The sequence below is a fragment of the Streptomyces sp. HB132 genome, from assembly GCF_016909575.1.
Lineage (GTDB): Bacteria > Actinomycetota > Actinomycetes > Streptomycetales > Streptomycetaceae > Streptomyces.
On record NZ_JAFBGA010000005.1, the window covers coordinates 366,269 to 388,384 of the forward strand.

Annotated in this window: 16 protein-coding genes; 6 read left to right on the forward strand and 10 right to left on the reverse strand. The window is 71.0% G+C overall.

Features of this window, described 5'->3' with window-relative positions; genetic code table 11:
- Positions 1-138: 138 nt before the first annotated feature.
- Positions 139-900 carry a DeoR/GlpR family DNA-binding transcription regulator gene (locus JOC24_RS14970; RefSeq protein ID WP_205020744.1) on the reverse strand — a complete coding sequence of 254 codons (762 nt, stop codon included), beginning with the start codon at positions 898-900 and terminating at the stop codon, positions 139-141.
- 439 nt (positions 901-1,339) lie between these two features.
- Between JOC24_RS14970 and JOC24_RS14975 the strand changes: the two genes are divergently transcribed.
- The 3 genes from JOC24_RS14975 (at position 1,340) to JOC24_RS14985 (ending at position 4,640) form a co-directional block, all read left to right on the forward strand.
- Positions 1,340-3,046 (forward strand): lysyl oxidase family protein, encoded by a 1,707-nt coding sequence (locus JOC24_RS14975; RefSeq protein ID WP_205020745.1) that lies wholly within the window; start codon positions 1,340-1,342, stop codon positions 3,044-3,046.
- Between the two features lie 153 nt (positions 3,047-3,199).
- Entirely contained in the window at positions 3,200-3,985 is a 786-nt protein-coding gene (locus tag JOC24_RS14980) for an SAM-dependent methyltransferase (RefSeq protein WP_205020746.1), read from the forward strand.
- Positions 3,986-4,010: 25 nt separating this feature from the next.
- Positions 4,011-4,640 carry a class I SAM-dependent methyltransferase gene (locus tag JOC24_RS14985; RefSeq protein ID WP_205020747.1) on the forward strand — a complete coding sequence of 210 codons (630 nt, stop codon included), beginning with the start codon at positions 4,011-4,013 and terminating at the stop codon, positions 4,638-4,640.
- Between the two features lie 27 nt (positions 4,641-4,667).
- Here the strand turns inward: JOC24_RS14985 and JOC24_RS14990 are convergent, their stop codons facing one another.
- The 5 genes from JOC24_RS14990 to JOC24_RS15010 form a co-directional block, all read right to left on the reverse strand.
- On the reverse strand, positions 4,668-7,352 hold the full coding sequence (locus JOC24_RS14990; protein WP_205020748.1) for a SpoIIE family protein phosphatase: 2,685 nt from the start codon (positions 7,350-7,352) through the stop codon (positions 4,668-4,670).
- A gap of 10 nt (positions 7,353-7,362) precedes the next feature.
- On the reverse strand, positions 7,363-9,477 hold the full coding sequence (locus tag JOC24_RS14995; RefSeq protein WP_205020749.1) for an MMPL family transporter: 2,115 nt from the start codon (positions 9,475-9,477) through the stop codon (positions 7,363-7,365).
- A 184-nt stretch (positions 9,478-9,661) separates the two neighbouring features.
- Positions 9,662-10,561, reverse strand: coding sequence for a carbohydrate ABC transporter permease (locus tag JOC24_RS15000; RefSeq protein ID WP_205020750.1), 900 nt, complete (start codon positions 10,559-10,561; stop codon positions 9,662-9,664).
- Entirely contained in the window at positions 10,558-11,520 is a 963-nt protein-coding gene (locus JOC24_RS15005) for a carbohydrate ABC transporter permease (protein ID WP_205020751.1), read from the reverse strand. The genes JOC24_RS15000 and JOC24_RS15005 overlap by 4 nt, the downstream gene beginning before the upstream one ends.
- On the reverse strand, positions 11,517-12,857 hold the full coding sequence (locus JOC24_RS15010) for an extracellular solute-binding protein (RefSeq protein WP_205020752.1): 1,341 nt from the start codon (positions 12,855-12,857) through the stop codon (positions 11,517-11,519). Before JOC24_RS15010 ends, JOC24_RS15005 begins: the two co-directional genes overlap by 4 nt.
- Positions 12,858-13,320: 463 nt before the next feature.
- Here JOC24_RS15010 and JOC24_RS15015 point away from each other — a divergent pair, with 463 nt between their 5' ends.
- Both JOC24_RS15015 and JOC24_RS15020 read left to right on the forward strand, forming a co-directional pair.
- The gene (locus tag JOC24_RS15015; protein WP_205020753.1) at positions 13,321-14,235 is read left to right on the forward strand and encodes an AurF N-oxygenase family protein; all 915 of its coding nucleotides are present in this window, start codon (positions 13,321-13,323) and stop codon (positions 14,233-14,235) included.
- A gap of 9 nt (positions 14,236-14,244) precedes the next feature.
- Positions 14,245-15,909 carry an FAD-dependent oxidoreductase gene (locus tag JOC24_RS15020; RefSeq protein WP_205020754.1) on the forward strand — a complete coding sequence of 555 codons (1,665 nt, stop codon included), beginning with the start codon at positions 14,245-14,247 and terminating at the stop codon, positions 15,907-15,909.
- A 75-nt stretch (positions 15,910-15,984) separates the two neighbouring features.
- On the opposite strand, the gene JOC24_RS15025 is transcribed toward JOC24_RS15020, so the two are convergent.
- Positions 15,985-17,127, reverse strand: coding sequence for an XdhC family protein (locus tag JOC24_RS15025; protein ID WP_205020755.1), 1,143 nt, complete (start codon positions 17,125-17,127; stop codon positions 15,985-15,987).
- Between the two features lie 499 nt (positions 17,128-17,626).
- Complete coding sequence (locus tag JOC24_RS15030; RefSeq protein WP_205020756.1) at positions 17,627-17,989, reverse strand: DUF4180 domain-containing protein; 363 nt, start codon at positions 17,987-17,989, stop codon at positions 17,627-17,629.
- A 608-nt stretch (positions 17,990-18,597) separates the two neighbouring features.
- Here JOC24_RS15030 and JOC24_RS15035 point away from each other — a divergent pair.
- Positions 18,598-20,043: a glyceraldehyde-3-phosphate dehydrogenase gene (locus JOC24_RS15035; RefSeq protein WP_205020757.1), complete on the forward strand. Its 1,446-nt coding sequence runs from the start codon at positions 18,598-18,600 to the stop codon at positions 20,041-20,043.
- A 125-nt stretch (positions 20,044-20,168) separates the two neighbouring features.
- Here JOC24_RS15035 and JOC24_RS15040 read toward each other — a convergent pair whose 3' ends face one another.
- Together JOC24_RS15040 and JOC24_RS15045 are read right to left on the reverse strand one after the other, a co-directional pair.
- Positions 20,169-21,347, reverse strand: a complete 1,179-nt coding sequence (locus JOC24_RS15040) for a GDSL-type esterase/lipase family protein (RefSeq protein WP_205020758.1) — start codon at positions 21,345-21,347, stop codon at positions 20,169-20,171.
- A complete protein-coding gene (locus JOC24_RS15045; protein ID WP_205020759.1) occupies positions 21,344-21,973 on the reverse strand; it encodes a TetR/AcrR family transcriptional regulator in 630 nt (209 codons plus the stop codon). Before JOC24_RS15045 ends, JOC24_RS15040 begins: the two co-directional genes overlap by 4 nt.
- Positions 21,974-22,116 lie beyond the last annotated feature (143 nt).

Sequence of the window (22,116 nt, forward strand, 5' to 3'; positions counted from 1 at the left end):
GTGGATCGATGTCCGCCCGTGCCCTGGTTCTCCTGTCGGCTCCGGGCATGGCGGGGCTGCCCTCCGGCCTCCGACGGGAGCGGGGAGGTGAGCGGGGTGGGGTGGGGTCGGTGGCTCCGGGGCCGCCGTCGGGTGGTGTCAGACTCTGATGACGTTCGGGCCGAGCAGGGAGTAGCGCTGGGCCTCCGCCGACGACAGACCGGTGTCGGTGACGATCGCCTCGAAGTCGTCCACACCCGCGAAACGGCAGAAGCTCACCGCTCCGAACTTCGAGTGGACACCGGCGAAGACACGGCGGCGGGCACTGCGCATGGCCTGCGCCTTGACCTCGCCGACCGCCGGGTCGGGGGTGGTCAGGCCGTACTGGCGGGAGATGCCGTTCGCACCGACGTACGCCAGGTCGATGACGAAGTCGGCGAGCATGCGGGTGGCCCAGTGGTCGACGGTCGCCATGGTGCTGCCGCGCAGGCGCCCGCCGAGCAGGAGCACCGCGGTCTTCTCGGCGTCCGCGAGGACCGTCGCGACGGCCAGGGACGCGGTGACCACGGTCAGCGGCCGGTCTCGGGGAAGGGCCTCGGCGATGAGCTGCGGGGTGAACCCCTCGTCGACGAAGACCGTCTCGGCGTCGCCGAGCAGGTCGGCGGCGGCCGTCGCGATCCGTGACTTCTGGGGCACGTGGTGCGTGGTGCGCATCGCCAGTGTGGTTTCGAACCCGGCGCTCTCGACCGGGTACGCACCACCGTGCGTGCGACGTACGAGCCCGTGCTCCTCGAGGGTGTGCAGATCGCGCCTGATGGTCTCCTTGGCCACCTGGAACCGTTCGGCCAGCCGGTTCACGTCGACCGCCCCGTCCTGTCGGGCCGTCTCGAGTATCCCTCGTCGGCGTTCCTCGGTGCCCACGACACCTTCCCTGCGCTAGTGGAGTCGATGTGGTTCCCGGCGTCCGTTCGGGCCCACGCATTGTTTGTACAAGCTGAAACGTCTGTTCGGCCAGTTCCTTCGCGCCACGGCCTGTGCCCGATCATGCCCGTTTCGCCACGGGGACCGGCGCTGGTGGCCGGACCGGACGGGCGCCCGGGCGGCCGGGCAACGCCTGATTCGCCCGGGACCGCGCCCGTTTCGCGCCCGACAGCGGTCACAGAGATGTCGGGACGTCTAGCACAGGCGCCCCGGCACCGCATCGACAACAGCCCGCAAATGTCCAATTGCACACATCAATGCCTGATTTCGGCCAACAATTCACGCCTGATGTCTCTTCGGGCAACCTCCGGTCGTGGTTGTCGTCTCTCACGGGCAAAGCGACTCCACCGCCCCAGGGGCACTCGGACATCGGAGAACGATGAGCACCAGCACCCCCCGCACCAGACTCCGGCGGCCCGCGGTCGCGGCAGCCGCCGCGATCACCGTGATCGCCGGCGTCGTCGCCGCCGCGCCCGACGCCGGGCAGAAGGCTCCCGTACCGTGGCTCGGCCTGGTCGCCGCGTCGAAGTCCGTGACGCTCGACTCGTGGAAGGAGGACCCGGGCGTCTATCTGGACCTCGGGACGTATCTCACGGCCTCCGGGGCCCCGTTGGAACTGCGGGTGACGCGGAAGAGCTACAAGGACCCGGTCGTCGCCACCCAGATCATCCGCAAGGGGAACAAGACCCGCACCAGGGCCCTCCCCCAGGACCTGGTGAAGGATTTCTCCGGGCTGCCGGACTTCGTCCACATCACGGTCCGGGACGGTGCGGGCAAGGCGGTGGTGAGCCGTACGGAGCCGTTCTGCCCGAACAACGCGTCGGGCAGGATCCTGCCCGACGCCCCGGCCACGTCGAAGTATCCCGAGAGCTGCCCGACGAACCCCTTCACGCTCGGCTCCGTGTGGGGCGTCGAGAACGGCTGGGCGTCCAACACCTACGCCGGCTACTACTCGGCGCCGGTCGCGCTCCCGGCCGGGAAGTACACCGCCGAGGTGACGGTCACCAAGCGGTACCGCGACCTTTTCAAGATCGCCGACAAGCCGCAGACCGTCAACGTGACCGTGCGAGAACGCAGTTGGGAGGACGAGAGTTCGGCCCCCGCACCGGGCACCCGCTCCGCGTCCGGGCACGCGGCCCACGAGGCCGGTCACGCGGGCCACACCGCGGCACGCACCCCCGCTCCGTCCTCCGCGACCACCGGTGCGGGCCCCTCGTACAACGTCGGTCACGGGCCCCACCCGCCGGCGCCCGCCGCCGTGCCCTGGGCCGACGCGCGCGAAGGTTTCCGGTCTGCCCGGGGCGACGGGCCGGGACGCACGGACGGCTCCCGGCAGGCACCCGCGGCGCGGCCCGCCGACCGGCGTCCTACGGGTACGGCCTCGGTGCCGGACGTACCCAAGCCCGACCTGCGATCCCTTCCCGCCTACGGCATCACCATCGGCGAGGGTGACACCGGCACGCCGGGCAAGGACTACCTGGCCTTCAGCGCCAACGTGTGGAACGCGGGCCCCGCGCAGCTGGTGGTGGACGGATTCCGCAAGCCGGGCAACGAACTGATGGACGCCTACCAGTACTTCTACGACGCCTCGGGCAAGCAGGTCGGTTACACCCCGACCGGCACCATGGAGTGGGATCCGCGTCCAGGTCATGAGCACTGGCACTTCACCGACTTCGCGAGCTACCGGCTCCTGAAGGCCGACAAGAAGGAGACGGTACGCAGCGGCAAGGAGGCCTTCTGCCTGGCCAACACCGACGCCGTCGACTACACGGTGAAGAACGCGAACTGGCACCCGGGCAACACGGACCTGTCCACGGCCTGCGGCCAGGAGAACTCCATCTCCGTACGGGAGGTGCTCGACGTGGGCTCCGGTGACACGTACACCCAGGACCTTCCGGGCCAGTCCTTCGACATCACCGGTCTCGCCAACGGCACGTACTACATCCAGGTGCTGGCCAACCCGGAGAAGCGGCTCGAGGAGACGAACCTCGGCAACAACAGCGCCCTGCGCAAGGTGGTCCTGGGCGGGAAGCCCGGCGCCCGCACGGTGACCGTGCCCAAGCACGACCTGGTCGAGGCCCCCTGACACGGCCCCGCCCGCGCGGCGCCCCCGGGAGACCTCCCCCGGGGGCGCCGCACCGGCACGAGACGACGAGGTCAACGACTGCCGTCCGGGCACGAGTTGCTGTGGCAGACTTCGCAGGCGGACCGGTTCACCTCACCTGCAACGGAGCTCGTCATGACGACTGGGACACCTCTGCCCCCGATAGACACCAGCAGGCCCCACTCGGCACGCGTCTACGACTCGCTGCTCGGCGGCAAGGACAACTACCCGGTGGACCAGGCCGTGGCCCAGCAACTGCCGGCCGAGGCGAAGGCCGGGGCGTTCCAGAACCGTGCCTTCATGAACCGCGCGACGGCCTGGCTCGCCGGCGAGGGCATCGGTCAGTTCCTCGACATCGGCACGGGCATCCCGACCGAGCCGAACCTGCACCAGACGGCCCAGGAGATCAATCCGCGGTCGCGGGTCGTCTACTGCGACAACGACCCCATCGTCCTGCGGCACGCGGAGGCCCTCCTCATCAGCCGTCCGGAGGGTGCCACGGACTACGTGCACGCGGATGTGCTCGAGCCCGCCACGATCATCGAGGCGGCCCGCAAGGTCCTGGACTTCGACCGGCCCATCGCCCTGTCGCTCCTGGGCCTCCTCCACTTCCTCCCCGACGACCTGGACCCCCGGGCCATCGTGCGTACGCTGGCGGCCACCCTTCCGTCCGGCAGTTACGTGGTGCTGTCCCAGGGCGCCTCGGACGTGAACCCCGAGCGCGGGGAACGGGGCGCGGCCGAGTACGGCAAGGGCGGCATCCGGCTGGCGCTGCGCACACGCGCCGAGTTCGCCCGGTTCTTCGACGGCCTGGACATCGTCGAGCCCGGGCTCGTGACGGCTCCCGAGTGGTTCCGCGGCACACCGGCCCCCCGGCCGGAGCTGAGCGGCGTCTACGTCGCGGTCGCCCGTATCCCGTAACAGCGGTCCGGAAGGGGACGTACTCATGGCCGACGGCCACCAGCACGCGGCAGCAGAGGCGTTCGACGCCATCGGGGCCGGCTACGAGACGGCCTTCGCCGGTTCGGCCGCGCACCACGCCTCGCTGGACCGGCTGCTGGGGCAGCTCGCACCGGGCAGCAGGGTTCTGGACGTGGGCAGCGGAACGGGCCGGCCGACCGCCCACACCCTGGCGGCCGCGGGGCACGACGTCCTGGGCATCGATGTCTCGCCCGTCATGGTGGAGCTGGCGTCCCGCCGTGTCGCAGGGGCGTCCTTCCGGTGCGCCGACATCCGTGAGGTGCCCCTGGAGGAGGAGAGCTTCGACGCGGTCTGCGTCTACTTCTCGCTCCTGCAGATGTCTCGCGACGAGCAGCGCACCCTCGTCCACCGTCTGGCGGGGGCGCTCAGGCCGGGCGGCCGCCTGGTCCTGGCGACCGTACCGCTGGACGTGGAGGGCGTGAGCACCGTCTTCATGGGTCAGGAGGTGCGCGTGACCAGTTTCGGCCCGGAGGGGTTCAGGGCGCTCGCGACCGGTGCCGGACTCACCGTGGTGAGCGAGGACGACGCCGTGTTCACGCCGGACTGTCCCGGGGCCGTGCCCGAGCCGCACCTCTACCTGGACTGCCGCCGCTGACCGCGGTGCTCCGTCGCCCCGTGCCGTTCACTCCTGCTGCAGCAGTTGTTCCGTCCAGATGACCTTGCCCCCGTCGTCGGTGTAGCGGGTCCCCCACCGTTCGGCCAGCTGGGCGACGAGGAACAGTCCCCTGCCCCCCTCGTCCATGCCGGCCGCCTGCCGCAGGTGGGGCGAGATGCTGCTGCGGTCGGACACCTCGCAGATGAGCGTCCGGTCACGGATCAGCCGTACGCGGATGGGGCCGGTGGCGTAGCGGATGGAGTTGGTGACCAGTTCGCTCAGGATCAGTTCGGTCGTGAACGCCTCCTCGTCCAGGCTCCACTCGGCCAGCTTGCGGGACACGTCGGAGCGGACCCGGGCGACCGCCGAGGGGTCGGAGGGCACGTCCCACTCGGCCACGTCCTCGGCGGCGAGGCGGCGGGCGCGGCCGACGAGCAGCGCGATGTCGTCGCGGGCCCTGGCGGGGACCAGGGCGCGGAGGACTGCCTCACAGGTCTCCTCCGGGGTCCGGTCAGGGTGCCCGGACAGGGTCTCACGCAGCATTTCCAGGCCCTCGTCGATGTCGCGTTGCCGGTCCTCGACGAGCCCGTCCGTGTAGAGCACCAGCCGGCTGTCCTGCGGAAGCTGTACGTCGAGGGTCTCGAAGGGCATGCCGCCGAGCCCCAGGGGCGGGCCGCCGGGCACATCCGCGAAGACGGCTTCGCCGTCGGGGCCGACGATCACCGGCTGGAGGTGCCCGGCCCGCGCCATGGTGCAGCGCCCGGACGCGGGGTCGTAGATGGCGTAGAGGCAGGTGGCTCCTGTGACACCTCCTCCCTCGGAGCCCTCGGACGACTCGTCCAGGTCGATACGGGCCACCAGCTCGTCCAGGTGCCACAGCAGCTCGTCCGGCGGCAGGTCCAGGGTGGAGAAGTTGTGGACGGCCGTGCGCAGGCGGCCCATGGTGGCGGCGGCGTGCAGCCCGTGCCCCACCACGTCACCGACCACGAGGGCGACGCGGGCACCGGGCAGCGGGATGATGTCGAACCAGTCGCCGCCGACACCGCCCAGCCCGCCGAGCCCGGCCTGCGCGGGGAGGTACCGGTAGGCGGCGTCGATGGCGCTCTGGTCGGGGAGTCCCTGCGGCAGCAGGCTGCGCTGCAGGGTGACCGCCACGTTGTGCTCGCGCGAGTACCGGCGCGCGTTGTCGATGCTGACCGCGGCGCGGGCGACGAGTTCCTCCGCGACGGACAGGTCCTCGTCCTCGAAGGGCTCCGGCTTCTGGGCCCTCCAGAACATGGTCACGCCGAGAATCACCCCCCTGGCCCGCATCGGGACGGCGATCAGCGAGTGCAATCCGCACTCCACGATGCGCTCGGCACGCGCCGGGTCCGGTTGCCAGCCGGAGAGCCGGGTCAGGTCGGTGTAGAGGAGGGCCTCGCTCCGGAGCAGTCCGGCACCGATGTCCGTGTCCGGCAGGAAACGGAGCACCGAGCCCAGCGGGTGGAGCCCCGTGTCGTCCCGGGCGCCGCTGAAGGCCGAGCGGCGGAGGCCGTCGGTGGTGGCGCGGGCGAGCGTGGGTTCCTCGCCGCGCAGCACGCCCACGGCCAGGTCCACGGTGGCGTAGTCGGCGAACCGGGCCGTGGCGAAGTCGGCCAGCTCCTCGCACGTCTGGATGACGTCCAGAGCGGTGCCGATCTCCGTTCCCGCGTCGTAGAGGAGCTTGAGCCTGCCGCGCGCGATGGCGGCCTTGCCCGTGAGGGCCTGCAGCTCCGTGGTGTCGCGCAGGGTCGTCACACTGCCGGGCGGCCCACCGTTCCGGTCGGTGGCCCGTTGGCTGACCGCGAGCAGTCGCGTACCGACGGAGTGCACCTCGTCGGTCGCGCTGCGTCCCGAGACCAGCAGCCCGGTGATCACCGGGTCGAGGCCGAGCTCGGCCACGGGCCTGCCCTCCACGTCCGGGGGCAGGTCGAGGAGCCGTCGCGCCTCGTCGTTGGCCAGCAGGAGCGTCCTGTCGCCGCCGACGATGACCACTCCTTCCCGTACGGAGTGCAGAACGGCGTCGTGGTGCTCGTACATCCGGGTCATCCCGGTCGGGCCGAGACCGTGGGTCTGGCGCCTGAGCCGCCGGGTGACGAGTGCGGTGCCGCCCATGGTGAGCAACAGGATTCCAGCGGCCGAACCGAACAGGAGCGGGAACTGGTCCTCGACGACCCCGCTGACACTGCTGATGGTGATTCCTGCGGACACCAGGCCCACGACCTGGTGGTCGGCGCCGAACACCGGCACCACGGCCTGGACGAGAGGGCCGATGGTTCCGTCGATCCTCTCGGTGACGACCCGCCCTTCGAGTGCGGGGCCCACCTCGCCGACGAACTTCTTCCCGATCCGGTCGGGCAGGGGATGGGTGTAGCGCACGGCGTCCAGGTTCATGACGACGACGAAGTCAACCCCGGAACCCTTCCGCGCGGCCTCGGCCTTCGGCTGGAGTACCGCGGTGGGGTCCGGGCTCCGGAGGGCCGCTTCCATGCCGGGGGCGTTCGCGAAGGTCTCGGCCACGGCGACCGAGCGATTGCGGGCTTCGCGTACGCTGCCGGCCCGGGACTGCAGCACGAGCGCGGTCACGGACGCAGCGACGAGCAACACCACGATCGCCACCTGCAGGAGAAAGACCTGACCAGCGAGGGTTCTCATTCGGAGAAACGAACGCGGGCGGCCGTAGCGTCCGGCCATGTCCCCCTTTCTACACGGCTTCCCGCTTCCTCGCCGCCCCGCCGTCCTCGCGGGCCAGCCGGTGCGGCCACCAGACGCGCGGTCCGATGTCGAGGAACAGGGAGGTGACCAGCACGGACCGCACGACGAAGGTGTCGAGGAGTACGCCCAGCGCGACCGCGAAGCCGATCTCGGCGAAGGCCACCACCGGCAGGGTGCCGAGTACCGCGAAGGTTCCTGCCAGCACCAGGCCGGCCGAGGTGATCACCGCTCCGGTCGCTGCGAGACCGGTGACCACGCCCGCGCGGGTGCCCTGGTGCAGGGCCTCCTCACGGATCCGGGTGGTCAGGAAGATGTTGTAGTCGATACCGAGGGCGACCAGGAACACGAAGACGAAGAGCGGGAAGTCCGTCGTCTCGCCGGCGTAGTCGAAGACGTGTCGGAAGACCAGGGCACTGACACCCAGTGCGGTGGCGAACGACAGCACCACCGTCGCGACGAGCAGCAGCGGCGCCAGCAGGGCGCGCAGTACCAGCGCGAGGATGATCAGCACGACCAGAAGCACGAGCGGGATGATCAGCACGTTGTCGTGCCGGGTGGCGTCGTCCATGTCGAGTGCCGCCGCCGTGTCGCCGCCCACCCGTGCGTCCGCCCCCGGAAGCCCGTGGACAGCGTCGCGGACCCGCTCCACGGTGCGCTCGGCCTGCCCGCTGTCCGCGGCGTCGGCCAGGGTCGCCTCGAAGATCGCCCGGCCGTCGTGCACCGGTCGGGCGCCGGGCGGCACGACCAGGGATCCCGGTACCACTCCGCGGGTCCCCTCGACGGCGGTGCGCACCTGTGCGCTCCGGTCCGCCGCCGCGATGACGACGAGGGGGCTGCCGCTCCCGGCCGGGAAGTACCGGTTCTGTACCTCCTGTCCGGCGATGGAGTCCGGCTTGTCGGGGAAGGAGTCGGCGTTGCTGAGACCTGCCGCGCGCAGTTGGACGAGCCCCAGGGACAGGGCGGCGAGCACCAGTGCGGTGGCCACCCAGATCCTGCGCGGGTGCAGGGCGAGCTGGTGCCCGGTCCGCGCCCAGAAGCCGTGCTCGGTGGGCTCGGGGGTGCCGAAGTGCGGTACCGCCGGCCAGAAGACCCAGCGGTCGAAGATCACCAGGAGGGCCGGGAGCAGCGAGAGCATGGCGATCAGGGCGATCGCCACTCCGATCGCCGCCACCGGCCCCAGGCCGCGGGTCGAGTTCATCTCGGCCGCCAGCAGGACGAGCATGCTCAGCACCACGGTGCCGCTGCTGGCCAGGACGGCCGGCCCGGCGCGGTGCAGTGCCCGGGCCATGGCCTCGTGCCGGTCCTCGTGGCGCCGTAGCTCCTCGCGGTAGCGGGCGACGAGGAGCAGGGCGTAGTCCGTTCCGGCTCCGAAGACCAGCACGGTCAGGATGCCCGCGCTCTGGCCGTTCACGGTGAGGCCCGCGTGCGCCGCGAGCAGGTAGATGAGTGCCTGTGCGGTGAGGAGGGCGGCGACGACCGAGACGACGGGCAGCACGAGCAGCGTCGGACTGCGGTAGGTGATCAGCAGCATGACGACCACCACGGCCAGTGCGGCGAGGAGCAGGGTCGAGTCGATGCCCGAGAAGGCGTCGGCGGAGTCGGCCGCGACTCCTCCGGGTCCGGAGATGTGGACCGTGAGATCCCCTTGTCCGGTTCCCACGATGTCCCGAACGGAGTCGACGGCGGGGCCGATCCGCTCCCATCCCTTCTCGTCCATGGTGATGGGAACGAAGATCTGGGCGGCCGAGGGGGCCGTCCTGCTGTCGTAGAGCGGGCCGCGCGTCTCCTCGCCCCGTACGCCGTGGGCGCTCAGCGCCATGAGTTGCCGCTTGTCCCCGGCGATACGGTCACGGTCCGCCCCGGTCAGACCGCCCTCGCGCGCGTAGACGACGACGGCGGTGATGATCTCGGGTCGGAAGCTTTTGGACTCCTCCCAGACCTGCGTGGATTCGGCGCTGCTCGGGAGCCAGGAGGCGGCGTCGTTGTCCTGTGCCCCCATGAGCTTCCCGGCGAGGGGAGCCGCGACCACGACGACGACGAGCCAGAACACCACGACGAGCCACTTGGTGCGCCGTCCGCACAGCAGCCGGGCCACTTCGCGCATGCCGCTCCCCCGCTTCGTCCTGGTCCGTGGCGGCGAGATTAGAGGGACGCGTGTGCGGGCGGGTCCGCGACATGCCGTGTGCGCCGTCGACGGGCCACGGTCGGACCACCGCCGGACGTGGGACCCGTCCCGGCGGCGCGTACGGAGGACGTGCCGTCCGTACGCGCCGCCGGGCGTGTGGCCGCTACTGGCCGGCGAGACCGGTGTGCGCGATACCGCGCACGATCTGCCGCTGGAAGAACGCGAAGACGATCAGGAGGGGCGTCCCGGCGATCACGAGCGAGGCCATGATCTGGGCGTACCGCACGCCGAAGGTCGACTGGACGCTGACGAGGCCGACCGGCAGGGTCATGCCGCCCGGGTCGGTGGTCACGAGGAACGGCCAGAGGAAGTTGTTCCAGGTGGAGATGAAGGTGAAGATCGCCACGGCCGCCAGGACGGGCCGGGACAGCGGTACGACGATCGTCCAGAACACCCGCCAACGGCCGGCGCCGTCGACGAAGGCCGCCTCCTCCAGTTCACGGGGGACGCCCTCGAAGAACTTCACCAGGATGAACACCATGGCGGGTACGGCTACCTGGGGCAGAATCACGCCCCAGTAGGTGTCGACGAGGCCGAGCTGGACCATCTCCCGGAAGAGGGGGGCGATGAGCACCTGCGGCGGCACCATGATGCCGGCGAGCACCAGCCCGTAGAGCAGCCGCCGGCCCCGGAAGTCGGTGCGGGTGAATCCGTAGGCGGCCATCGCGCAGGTCACGACGGTCAGCAGGGTGGTCATGACGGAGACGTACGCCGAGTTCATGAGCCAGATCATCAGGTCGCCCGACTCCCAGACCTTGCCGTACGCGTCGAAGGTGACGCGCGAGCCGATCCAGGAGAGCGGTGTCCTCGTGGTGTCGCCCTCCGGTTTCAGGGAGGTGGCGACGGCCCAGGCCAGCGGGAGGAGCCAGGCCGCGGTGAGGAGCAGGGCTAGGACGAGCAGGAAGATCCTGCCCCGCGTCCAGCGCGGGCGGCGGCCCCCGGCGCCGGCGGATCGCTCGGGCCGCGGGGCGGGGCGGGTGGTGACGGTGGCGGAACCGCTCACTTCGCGGCCTCCTCAGCTCGGCGCCGGGACAGCAGCGGCTGCACCAGGGAGACGGTCAGGATCAGGGCGAAGAAGATGTACGAGACGGCTGAGGCGTAGCCGATGCGGTAGCCCGTGAAGCCCTGCTGGTAGACGTACTGGAGGATCGGCCGGGTGGACTCGTCGGGGCCGCCGCCGGTCATGATGTAGACCTGGTCGAAGATCTTCAGCGAGGCCAGCACCTGGAGGACCACGACCAGTCCGGTGGTGCGGCGGAGCATCGGCAGGGTGATGTGCAGGAGCCGCTGGCCGGCGCCGGCACCGTCCAGCTCGGCTGCCTCGTACAGGTGCGCCGGGATGGCCTGGAGTGCGGCGAGGTACAGCAGGAAGTTGAAGCCGACGGTCCACCAGACGGTGGTCGCCACGATGCTGAGCATGGCGTACCGCTCGTCGGTCAGCCAGCCGATCTCCGGGGTCAGGCCGACGGCGGCGAGCATCTGGTCGGCGAGACCGAAGTCGGACGGCAGGATCATGTTCAAGAACAGCAGGCAGACGACGCCGGACGGCAGCAGGAACGGTGCGAACCAGCTGAGCCGCCAGAGCCACTGCACGACCCGCAGTTCGTGAGCGAGCAGCGCCAGCACGAGACCGACGACGACGAGGGGGACGGTGGACAGGACCGTGAACCAGACGGTGTTCCACAGCGAGGACCAGACGTCGGGGTCGCGTATCGCCTCGGCGTAGTTGTCGAGGCCGACGAACCCGCCGCCGGTGCCGGTGATGTTCTCGCTGGTGAGGCTCATGCCGAGACCGGAGACCAGCGGCCAGATGAGGAACATGGCGTACAGGAGGAGGAAGGGCGCGATGAACACCAGGCCGTGTTCCGTCCACTTCCTGCGCACACCGCGGGCGGGACGCCCTGCCGCTCCTTCGGCGGGTTCCGCCACGGGTGCCGGCACCGCCGCGGTGGTGGAGGTCATGACGCGGCTCCCGGGAGGGGGTTGCGGGTGTCGAGGAGGGCCCGCAGCCGGGTCCTGGCCTCGGTCAGGGCGTTGCGCGGGCTCCGGGAGCCGGTGAGGACCCCGGAGAAGACGGCGCCGAGTTCGATCCACAGCCGGGAGGCCGAGCCGGTGAACCACGCGGGTTCGTCCAGCGCCACGTCGTCGATCACCGTGCGGTACTCGGACTGCGGCTTCAGGGCGAGGTAGGCCGGGTCGTCGAGCACCGGCAGATAGGCGGGGACGTGGCCGCCCCGGGCCCAGGCCACGGAGTTCTTCAGCATCCAGGCGGTGAGGGTGTGGGCGGCCTCGTTCGTGGCGCCACCGCGGTCCCTCTGGTGCGGCAGGACGAAGGCGTGGCAGTCGGCCTGGGTCGCCGCGCTGCCGAAGAGGGCGGGGACGCGGGTCATGGAGAACGGCAGTCCGGTGGTCCTGAAGGTGGTGATCTCCCATTCGCCGTTGAGGTGGAAGGCGGTCTTCCCGCCGTTGAAGACACCGATGGATCCCGCGTAGTCGACGCGGCGCACCATCAGCCCCTCCTCGACGAGACGGGCCAGGTACTCCAGCACCCGCAGCGCTTTGGCGTCGTCGAGCGCGAGTCGCTTCCCGTCCGCGGAGAGCACCGTGCCGCCGGTCTGCGCGTAGAAGCTGGAGAAGAGCCGCCAGGGGGTGATGCAGTCGGGCCCGAGCGTCTCGGTCACCAGACCCGGCTGTCCGGTCGACTTCTTCGCGGCGCGCAGGGCGTCGGCGAACTCGTCGGCGCCGCTGATCGGCCTGAGCCGGCCGCCCGACATGAGTCCTGCCTTCTCACAAACCTCGGTCTGGTAGTAGAGGACGAAGGGGTGGGTGTCGAGAGGGACTGCGTACTGTCTCCCGCCCACCTGGCCCCGGCGCCAGATGTCCGGCGGGAAGTCCTCCTGCCGGATGCCGTGTTCGGCGAGCAGGTCGGGGTCGAACGGATCGAGGAGCCTGCCTGGGGCGAAGCCCGCGAGCCGGGCGAGGTGCAGGGCGGCGAGCTCGGGGGCACGGCCGCCGGCGCCCGCCATGCCGAGCTTGGTGTAGTACGGGGCGCCCCACTGCAGGGTCGAGGCCTCCAGTGCGATCTCCGGGTGCCCGGCCCGGAACTCGTCCAGCATCCCCTGCATGTTGACGCCGTCGCCGCCGCCGAACAGATGCCAGTACCGCAGCAGGGTCTGTCCCGGGCCGGCCGCGGTCGCGGGCGCGGCGCAGCCGGACAGGGAGCCCATGGCTCCGGCCGCGGCCAGGGCGCCGGCACCGCCCGCGAGGGCTCGGCGCCGGCTGAGGAAGGGTGGTTGCATGGTGGCTCGTCTCGTCTCGGCTCGGCTCGTTTCTGAGGTGCGGGGACGCGTGAAGGGAGGGCGGCGCGTTCGAAATCCCGGCGCCTGCCCGCCACTTCGGACGGGAACGTAGGCCCGGGACAACCTCGCGTCAATGACTCGCGCTGAAACTGCGAACGATGTTCGACAGATCGAACCACATTCGTCGCCCGCCCCGGACACACGGGGGACCGGCATGCGCACGGGTGGGCGCGAGGAGATATCGCGGGGATGAGGGCACATTTCTTACTGGGGGGTAGGCCCACCCGGCCTCCTTGCTATACCTTCCGTCTAACAAGGAGACGGAGGAGTGCCCTGCGGCGCCCGCACCGTCCTCCGTGCTGCCGCCTTCTCCGGTCGTCGGCACGGCACATGACGACCCGTCACCTGCGAAGCCCAGGTGACAGCACCAAGGACATCGCTGACGAACCGAGGAGCCTGCATCATGGCAAGCAGCACCGTTCGGCCGGACGCCGAGGACCGGCCGCCCGAGGACCACCTCACCCGCCGCCTGCTCGAATCGGCCGCCGTGCTGGCGTACGACCCCGCCACGGAGGTCGACTGGGACACGCCGCTGGACAAGGAGTTCCACGGCGCGAGCCCGGAGTGGAGCACCCTGTACGGCACCACCTACTGGGCTGAGCTCACCGAGGAGCAGCGCAAGGAACTGACGCGCCAGGAAGCCGCTTCGGTGGCCAGCACAGGCATCTGGTTCGAGATGATCCTGCAGCAGATGGTCCTGCGCGACGTCTACGCGAAGGACCCCACGAGCGCGGACGTCCAGTGGGCGCTGACCGAGATAGCCGAGGAGTGCCGGCACTCCATCATGTTCGCCCGCGGCGCCGAGAAGCTGGGCGCCCCGCCCTACCGGCCGCACCGGTTCGCGGTGGAGCTGGGGCGGGCCTTCAAGACCCTCGCGTTCGGCGAGGCCGCGTACGCGGCGATCCTCGTCGCCGAGGAGGTCCTCGACGTCATGCAGCGCGACTGGATGCGGGACGAGCGGGTCGTGCCCTTCGTCCGCACCATCAACAACATCCATGTCGTCGAAGAGTCCCGGCACATGAAGTTCGCCCGCGCGGAGACCCGCAAGCACCTCAGCGGCGCCGGCCCGGTGCGACGACGGATCAACGCGCTCGTCATCGCCATCGCGTCGTACGTCATCGTCACCAGCATGGTGAACAAGGACGTCTACGCCAACGCCGGGCTGGACGAGAAGCGCGCCCTCGCCGAGGCGAAGGCCAACGAGCACCACAAGTCGATGATGCGTTCCAGCTGTTCGGGCCTCATGGACTTCCTGGCATCGGCCCGCCTGCTCACCAAGCCCGCCCTGGTGTTCTACAAGCGTGCCCATCTGATCTGAGCGGACGACATGACCTACGCCATCACCCAGACGTGCTGCAGCGACGCCACCTGTGTCTCGGTGTGCCCCGTCAACTGCATCCATCCGACGCCGGAGGAGCCGGACTTCGGCCGCACGGAGATGCTGTACATCGATCCGCGGTCCTGCATCGACTGCGGTGCCTGCGCCGACGCGTGCCCGGTGGAAGCGGTCTTCCCGGTGGACAGCCTTCCCGCCGCCCAGCGGGAGTACGGTCCGCTGAACGCGGCGTACTTCGCGGACCGGGAGCCCGGCCAGGACCCGGAGGGGCCGAACTTCCACGAGTGGGGGGAGCCGTCCTTCAAGCGCAGCCTGCCGTCGGACTTCGCACCGATCCGGGTCGCGGTGGTGGGTACGGGGCCGGCGGGGATGTACGCCGCCGAGGACCTGCTGCTGCACACGGGCGCCGAGGTCACGCTCATCGACCGGCTGCCCGTCGCGGGCGGACTCATCCGCTACGGCGTGGCGCCCGACCACCAGTCGACGAAGAGGGCCGGCGACACCTTCGCCAGGTTCCACACGCATCCGAGGGTGCGCATGCATCTCGGTGTCGAGGTGGGCAGCGACGTCACCCCGGAGGAGATCGCCGCGCACCATGACGCGGTGATCTACGCCGTCGGCGCGTCGGCGGGCCGCAGGCTCGGGATTCCCGGGGAGGACCTGCCCGGGAGCATCTGCGCGACGACGTTCGTCTCCTGGTACAACGCCCACCCGGAGGTCGCGCCGGATGCCGTGGACCTGTCCGCCGAGCGGGTCGTCGTGGTCGGCAACGGGAACGTCGCGCTGGACGCGGCGCGGATCCTGGTCTCCGACCCCGACGCGCTCGCCGCAGGGGACATCGCCGGGCACGCACTGGAGGCCCTGCGCGCCGGTTCGGTACGCGAGGTGGTGCTGCTGGGGCGGCGGGGGCCCCAGGACGCGGCGTACACCAGGTCCGAGCTCCTCGCGCTCAAGCATCTGGCGGGCGTGGAGCTGATCGTGGACGATCACGATCAGCGGACCGGCGCCACGATCGACGCGGCGGATCAGAGCGACCGGGCGGCACTGCTGCGGGGCGTCACCCGCGAGACGGTGGACTGGTCGCGCCCGCCGCCGGCGGGACGCCGCATCGTGTTCCGATTCCACTCCGCACCGGTGGAGGCGCTCGGTGACGGCGAAGTCACCGCACTGCGGGTCACGGACGGCGCGGACGGCGGCGAGGAAGGCACGAGGAGCATCCCTGCGGGGCTGCTCCTGCGGGCGGTCGGCCAGCGTGGACTGCCGGTCGCCGGGCTGCCGTTCGACCAGGCGACGGGGACCGTCCCGCACGAGGGCGGCCGGGTTACGGGCCTGCCCGGGACGTACGTCGTGGGATGGATCAAGCGCGGCCCGTCGGGCGGCATCGGGGCCAACCGGATCTGCGCCGCCGAGACCGTGGGCACGCTGCTGGACGATGCCGTCGGTGGCGCGCTGCCGGAGCCGGAGCGCGACGCGAAGTCGTTCCAGCGGCTCGTGCGACGCCGTAACCGGAGGGTCGTGGATGCCCGCGGCCTGGCGGAGATCGAGCGTGCCGAGCTGGCTCTGGGACGCCGCGACGGTCGCCCCAGGGTCAAACTGGCGACCCTCCCCGAGCTGGTGGCGGCGGCGCGGGGCGGCCGTCGCAGGATTCCCGGCTGACCGTGTGGGCCGGCGGCCCGTCGAGAGACCGGCGGGCCGCCGGCCCGGCTGCGGGGCCGGTCGGCAGGGGCGCGTTCACCGCTCCGGCTGCCACGGGCCGTGTACCGGCCCCGTGCCGGCGCTGAGCGGAAGGCCGCTCCCTCCGCGCCGTACGGCGATGATCTCCGCCAGGACCGAGAGCGCCGTCTCCTCGGCCCCCCTGCCGCCCAGGTCGAGACCGATCGGCGAACGCAGACGGGCCAGTTGCGCCTCGGTCGTCCCCGCCGCTCGGAGCCGCACCATCCTGTCCTCGTGCGTACGCCGGCTCCCCAAAGCACCCACATACCCCGCTGGGCTGCGCAGGGCGCGGGTGAGGACAGGGATGTCGAAGCGGGGGTCGTGGGTCAGTACGCACACCGCGCTCGTGGGGTCGATCAGGTTCTCATGGGCCTCGAACCAGCGATCCGGCCGTTCGGCGACGACCTCGTCGGCGCCCGGGAAGCGGCCGGGATCCGCGAACACCGGTCTGGCGTCGCAGACGGTCACCCGGTGTCCGAGGGCCGCGCCGAAGTGCGCGAGCGGCCGGGCGAACTCGGTGGCACCGAAGATCAGCAGCCCGGGCCGGGGGGCGAAGGACTGCACCAGGAGCTCGCGCCCCGGCTCGCACGCGGGGCCGGCCGGACTTCCCGCACCCCGCCGCCCATCGGCGGACACCTCCTCCTCCCCCGTGCTCACCAGGCCGCTCTCGCCGCGGCCGAGCATGCCTTCGGCGGCCAGGACGGCAGCCCGATCGGCAGCCGCGCCACCCAGCGATCCGCTCACCGTCCCCGGGCCCACCGCCAGACTGCCGCGGCCTTCGAGCGGCGTGACGAGCGCGACCGGCACCCCCGCCGCCAGGTCCGCCGAGACCCGGTCCAACGGCGTCTCGGGGTTCACTTCGCGGATCAGTACCTCGATCGTCCCGCCGCAGGTCAGCCCGACCGCGAAAGCGTCCTCGTCGCCGACTCCCCAGCGTGCGACGACCGGCGGTCCTCCGGCGAACACCTCCTCGGCCGCCGCGATGACGGCGGCCTCGACGCACCCGCCGGACACACTGCCGACGATCCGGCCGTCCTCCGCCACCAGCATGGAGGCGCCGGGCCCGTGCGGGGCCGAACCCCAGGTCCGCACCACGGTCGCCATGACGCAGCGGGTGCCGGAGCGCTGCAAGGCAGCCGCCTGTTCGATGACATGTCGCATTCGCTCACCTCGGGCAGTACAACCGCGAGAGCGTCTCGCGGGCGAGGGATCGCAGAACGAATTCTTTCAGTACGGGATGGATTCGTGCGCGCCGACCGCCCGTCGGCGCGCCACCGGGGCTCACCGCATCCATCGAACGGCACGGCCCGTCCGTGGCGTGCTTCGACGTCTTGGCCCGCACTGCGCGGATCCGGCGAGCCCTGCCGGCCGGCGGCCGGGCAGCTCGCCGACTCCGGGCCGGTTTCGTCGGCGGGGGTGACCCTGCGGACCGACCGGCTGGAGTCGGACGGGCTCATCATCGGGGAACGGAACGGTCGGGACCGTCGTCCGCGAACGGGACGGTCGGCAGCGAGGCGGCCGGGGCCCGTCATCCGCGAACGGGACGGTCAGGACCGCGGAGTGGTCTGCTCCGGCCTGACGGAGAGGGGGCCCGGCACGGTGGACACCGCGTCCGCCGAGCACCTCGTCGACGAGGACCGGATGCCCACAGTGCGGCCCGTCAGCCCTTCAGGCGCTCGCCGAGCTCCTCGGTGTCGGGGACGAACCACGTCTGGTTTCCCCGGTTGCATTCGCGGACGAAGTCACGAAGAGCGGAACTGCCCTCGGTGTGGCGGGAGACGTCACCCAGTACCACCAGCCCCAGCCGGTAGTTGGCGAACTTCTGGACGATGTCGCCGGCGACACGGGTCTCCAGCCGGAAGAAGCTCTCGCCGAGGCGTTCGGCGGGTACGACGACCCATCGGGCGCCCTGGTAACCCGCGTCACCGATGAGATCGAGGGCCTCGCGTTCGCCGTGGATGGTCTCGCCCTCGGAGGGGCACATCAGGACGGGCACGTCGTGGACGGTCTGCAGGGTGCTCATGAGCGGTCAGACTATGCGACGGCGCAGGAGGACGCTCGGAGTTCGACGCGGGTGCGTGGCGGCGACGCACTCCCGGGCGACCTTCGGCGGCGACCCCGGGAGCGGTACGGCCCGGTGCGGTGCGGTGCGGCCCGGCACGGTGCGTCCGCGACGGCCCCTGGTGCGGCTCACGGCCCGCCGCGACCGACTGGCCGGGATTCCTGATCGGTGGATGGGCAGGAGGGTTCCGCCACCGTGCGGTGTCCGTCCGAGTCCCCACGCCGGCCCCAGCCCGCCGTGGATCGGTGCAGGCGGTTCAGCGCGCCGCTGGCGACCCGCCCGGCGGCGGCGGCGCGGGGCAGACACCCTGCCGTGAAGGGGAGAAGAGCTGAACCCGTCGATGCGCCGCCCCCTGGCCACGCGTTGTGCTGCCGCTGTCCGGTCGGTCGTCACACGGGCGAGGTCGGACCGAGCGGTCCGCGTCGGACTCCGGCGTTGCATGTGCACCTCACGGACGAGGACCGGAGCACGCCGTTCGGACCGGGCCAGGAGCAGGGGCGGCACCGATTGCGTGATCAAAATCCAGTGCGGTTAACATTTGAGCACCGCCTAGCTCGAAAGATGGACTTGTGACTGCCACCGAGGACTCGTTCACCAATTGGAAGACCCGCGAGGAGATCGCGGAGTCGATGATCCCGCTCATCGGGAAGCTGCACCGGGAGCAGGACGTCACGATCCTGATCCACAGCCGCTCCCTGGTGAACAAGTCGGTGGTCAGCATCCTCAAGACCCACCGGTTCGCCCGCCAGATAGCCGGCGAGGAGCTCTCCGTCACCGAGACGCTGCCGTTCCTGCACGCCCTCGCCGCTCTCGACCTCGGCCCTTCGCAGATCGACCTCGGCATGCTCGCCGCGACGTACAGGACCGACGACCGCGGCCTGTCGGTGGAGGATTTCACCGCCGAGTCCGTGGCCGGCGCGACGGGCGCCAACAAGACGGAGCGCCGCGAGGCACGCGATGTGGTCCTCTACGGTTTCGGCCGCATCGGCCGCCTCCTGACCCGCCTCCTCATCGAGAAGACCGGCTCCGGCAACGGTCTGCGGCTGCGCGCCATCGTCGTACGCCGGGGTGCCGGGCAGGACATCGTGAAGCGCGCGTCGCTGCTGCGCCGCGACTCGATCCACGGCCAGTTCCAGGGCACGATCACCGTCGACGAGGCGAACAGCAGGATCATCGCCAACGGCAACGAGATCCAGGTGATCTACTCCGACGACCCGACGTCGGTGGACTACACGGCGTACGGCATCAAGGACGCCATCCTCATCGACAACACGGGCCGCTGGCGCGACCGCGAGGGCCTGTCCAAGCACCTGCGCCCCGGCATCGCGAAGGTCGTCCTGACCGCTCCCGGCAAGGGCGACGTCCCCAACATCGTGCACGGCGTCAACCAGCACATGATCAAGCCGGACGAGCAGATCATCTCCTGCGCCTCCTGCACCACCAACGCGATCGTCCCGCCGCTGAAGGCGATGGCGGACGAGTACGGCGTGCTGCGCGGCCACGTGGAGACCGTCCACTCGTTCACCAACGACCAGAACCTGCTGGACAATTACCACAACTCGGATCGTCGTGGCCGCTCGGCGCCGCTCAACATGGTCATCACCGAGACCGGTGCCGCGTCCGCCGTCACCAAGGCGCTGCCCGACCTCGACGCGAAGATCACCGGCAGCTCGATCCGCGTCCCGGTGCCGGACGTCTCGATCGCGATCCTGAACCTGCAGCTCGCCCGGGGCACCAGCCGCGAGGAGGTCCTCGACTACCTCCGCAACGTGTCGCTGACCTCGCCGCTCAGGCGCCAGATCGACTTCATCACCGCTCCCGACGCGGTCTCGAGCGACTTCATCGGTTCGCGCCACGCCTCGATCGTCGACGCGGGCGCCACCAAGGTCGAGGGCGACAACGCGATCCTCTACCTCTGGTACGACAACGAGTTCGGCTACTCCTCCCAGGTCATCCGGGTGGTCCAGCACGTCTCCGGAGTCGAGTACCCGACCTACCCGGCCCCGGCGGTCTGATCTCTCCACGACGGCTCCCGGTGCTGCGACGCGGCACCGGGAGCCGTCGTTCCGCGCGCCGGCTCCCCAGGACGGCCGGGAGGTGCACCGGACGTGCGGGCGGCGGGGAACCCGCCCCGAACCGGTCAGGCAGCCCCGAGGGGGCCGCCCGGGTGGAACGCCAGTTTCGCGAAGCGTTCACCGATGCGGCGGTGCGTGGCGGCGTCGGGGTGCAGCGCGTCCGGCAGCGGGAGCTCGGCGGCGTCCGCCTCACCGTAGAGTTCGCGGCCGTCGAGGTGGTGCAGGTTCGGGTCCTCGGCCGCCCGTTGCCGGACGATGCGGGCGAGTTCGTCCCTGATGATGCTCAGGGTGAGCTTTCCCGCAGCCGTCTCCGCGGGGTCCCCAGCGGCGCGGAAGCCCAGCTTTCCCGCGCTCAGAGCGCTGTGGTCCGGCGCGCTGGGGCCGGGCGTGTGCTCGTGGATGGGGCACAGGATCGGCGAGACGACCAGCAGCGGTGTGGTGGGGTGGCTTTCACGGATCGTGTCGAGGAAACCGTGGACGGCCGGGGTGAAGGCGCGCAGCCGCATCGCGTCGGTGTTGACCAGGTTGATGCCGATCTTGACACTGATCCGGTCCGCAGGTGCGTCACGCATGGCGCGGGCCGTGAACGGGTCGAGCAGCGCACTTCCGGCGAACCCCAGGTTGACCAGCTCCACACCACCGAGGGCTGCGGCGAGCGCGGGCCAGGTGGTCGTCGGACTCGCGGCGTCGGACCCGTGGCTGATCGAACTGCCGTGGTGCAGCCACACCGTGCGGTCCCGCGGCGGGACCGGGCCGACGGGGGCGTCGGAACGCAGGGCGACCAGCTCGGTGGTCTCGTTGTGCGGCAGCCAGATCTCGACGTCCTTCGATTCGGCGGAGAGACCGCTGAAACGGAGGGTACCCACCGGACCCGGTCGGACCTCGGCGGATCCGGTGGCCATGTCGATGGTCACGGTGTTGCCGCCGGCCACCACGGCCCGGTCCGCGAGCCGGCCGTCCACCAGCAGGTCGTAGACCCCGTCGGGCCGGGGCGGGGCACCCACGTACGCACGCTTGGTGGGAAGGGTGTCCAGCTCCACGACCGTCGCCCGGGTGCGCAGAACGAGCCGTACGCCGGAGGGCTGGGCCTCCGCCATGGCCAGCTGACCGTCCGCGTTCCGGGCGCGCGCACGGGCGGGCAGCCGGTGCGGCAGCAGACCGTGCTCGGTGCGCTCCAGATCGAGCGCGCCGCGCAGGAGGTCAGCGGTGATGGGGGTGCTTGTCAGCCGGGGTCGGATGCTCATTCGTCGTTCCCTTTCCGGATGGGCGTGTCCGATCCGGCCGGGACGTTCTCGCCGGGTCGGGGCGCGGGCCAGTTCCGCAGCAGGGCGTCGAGGGCGTCCAGGACCCGCGGCCAGGTCTCGTCCGTACCAGGGGCGCTGTGGCTGAAACTTCCGCCGGACTCCAGGCTGATGTACCCGTGGAAGACGCTGCCCAGCAGCCGGACCGCGTGCGTCTGGTCCGGCTCCGTGAGGTCGTAGCCGCGCAGGATCGCCCGCGTCATCCGGGCGTGCCTGACACCGGCGCTGGCTGCGGCGACTTCCGGGTCGAGCCTCAGCCGAGCCGCGGTGTAGCGGCCCGGGTGCTCCCTGGCGTAGTCGCGGTAGGCGTTCGCGAATGCCTCCAGCGCGTCCTTGCCCGCACGCCCCGCCAGGGCGGCGGCGACGCGGTCGGCGAGTTCGGCGAGCGCCAGCAGGGCGATCCTCGTCTTCAGGTCCTGGGAACTCTTCAGATGCGAGTAGAGGCTCGCGTCCTTGACGCCGAAGTGCCGGGCGAGCGCCGCCACGGTCACCTTGTCGAAGCCGACCTCGTCGGCCATCTCCGCTCCGGCCTGCGTCAGGCGCTCCGCCGTCAGCCCTGCTCTTGCCATGGGAACCTCGCCCTCCAGTGAATTCAATTATGCATTCGCCTAGGAACATTAGGAGTCGGCCACGACGGCTCCGCCGGCGGGACGTGACCGTACACGGACCCGCACCCTCGTCACGGCACGCCCAGCACCCGGGCCCGAGTCCG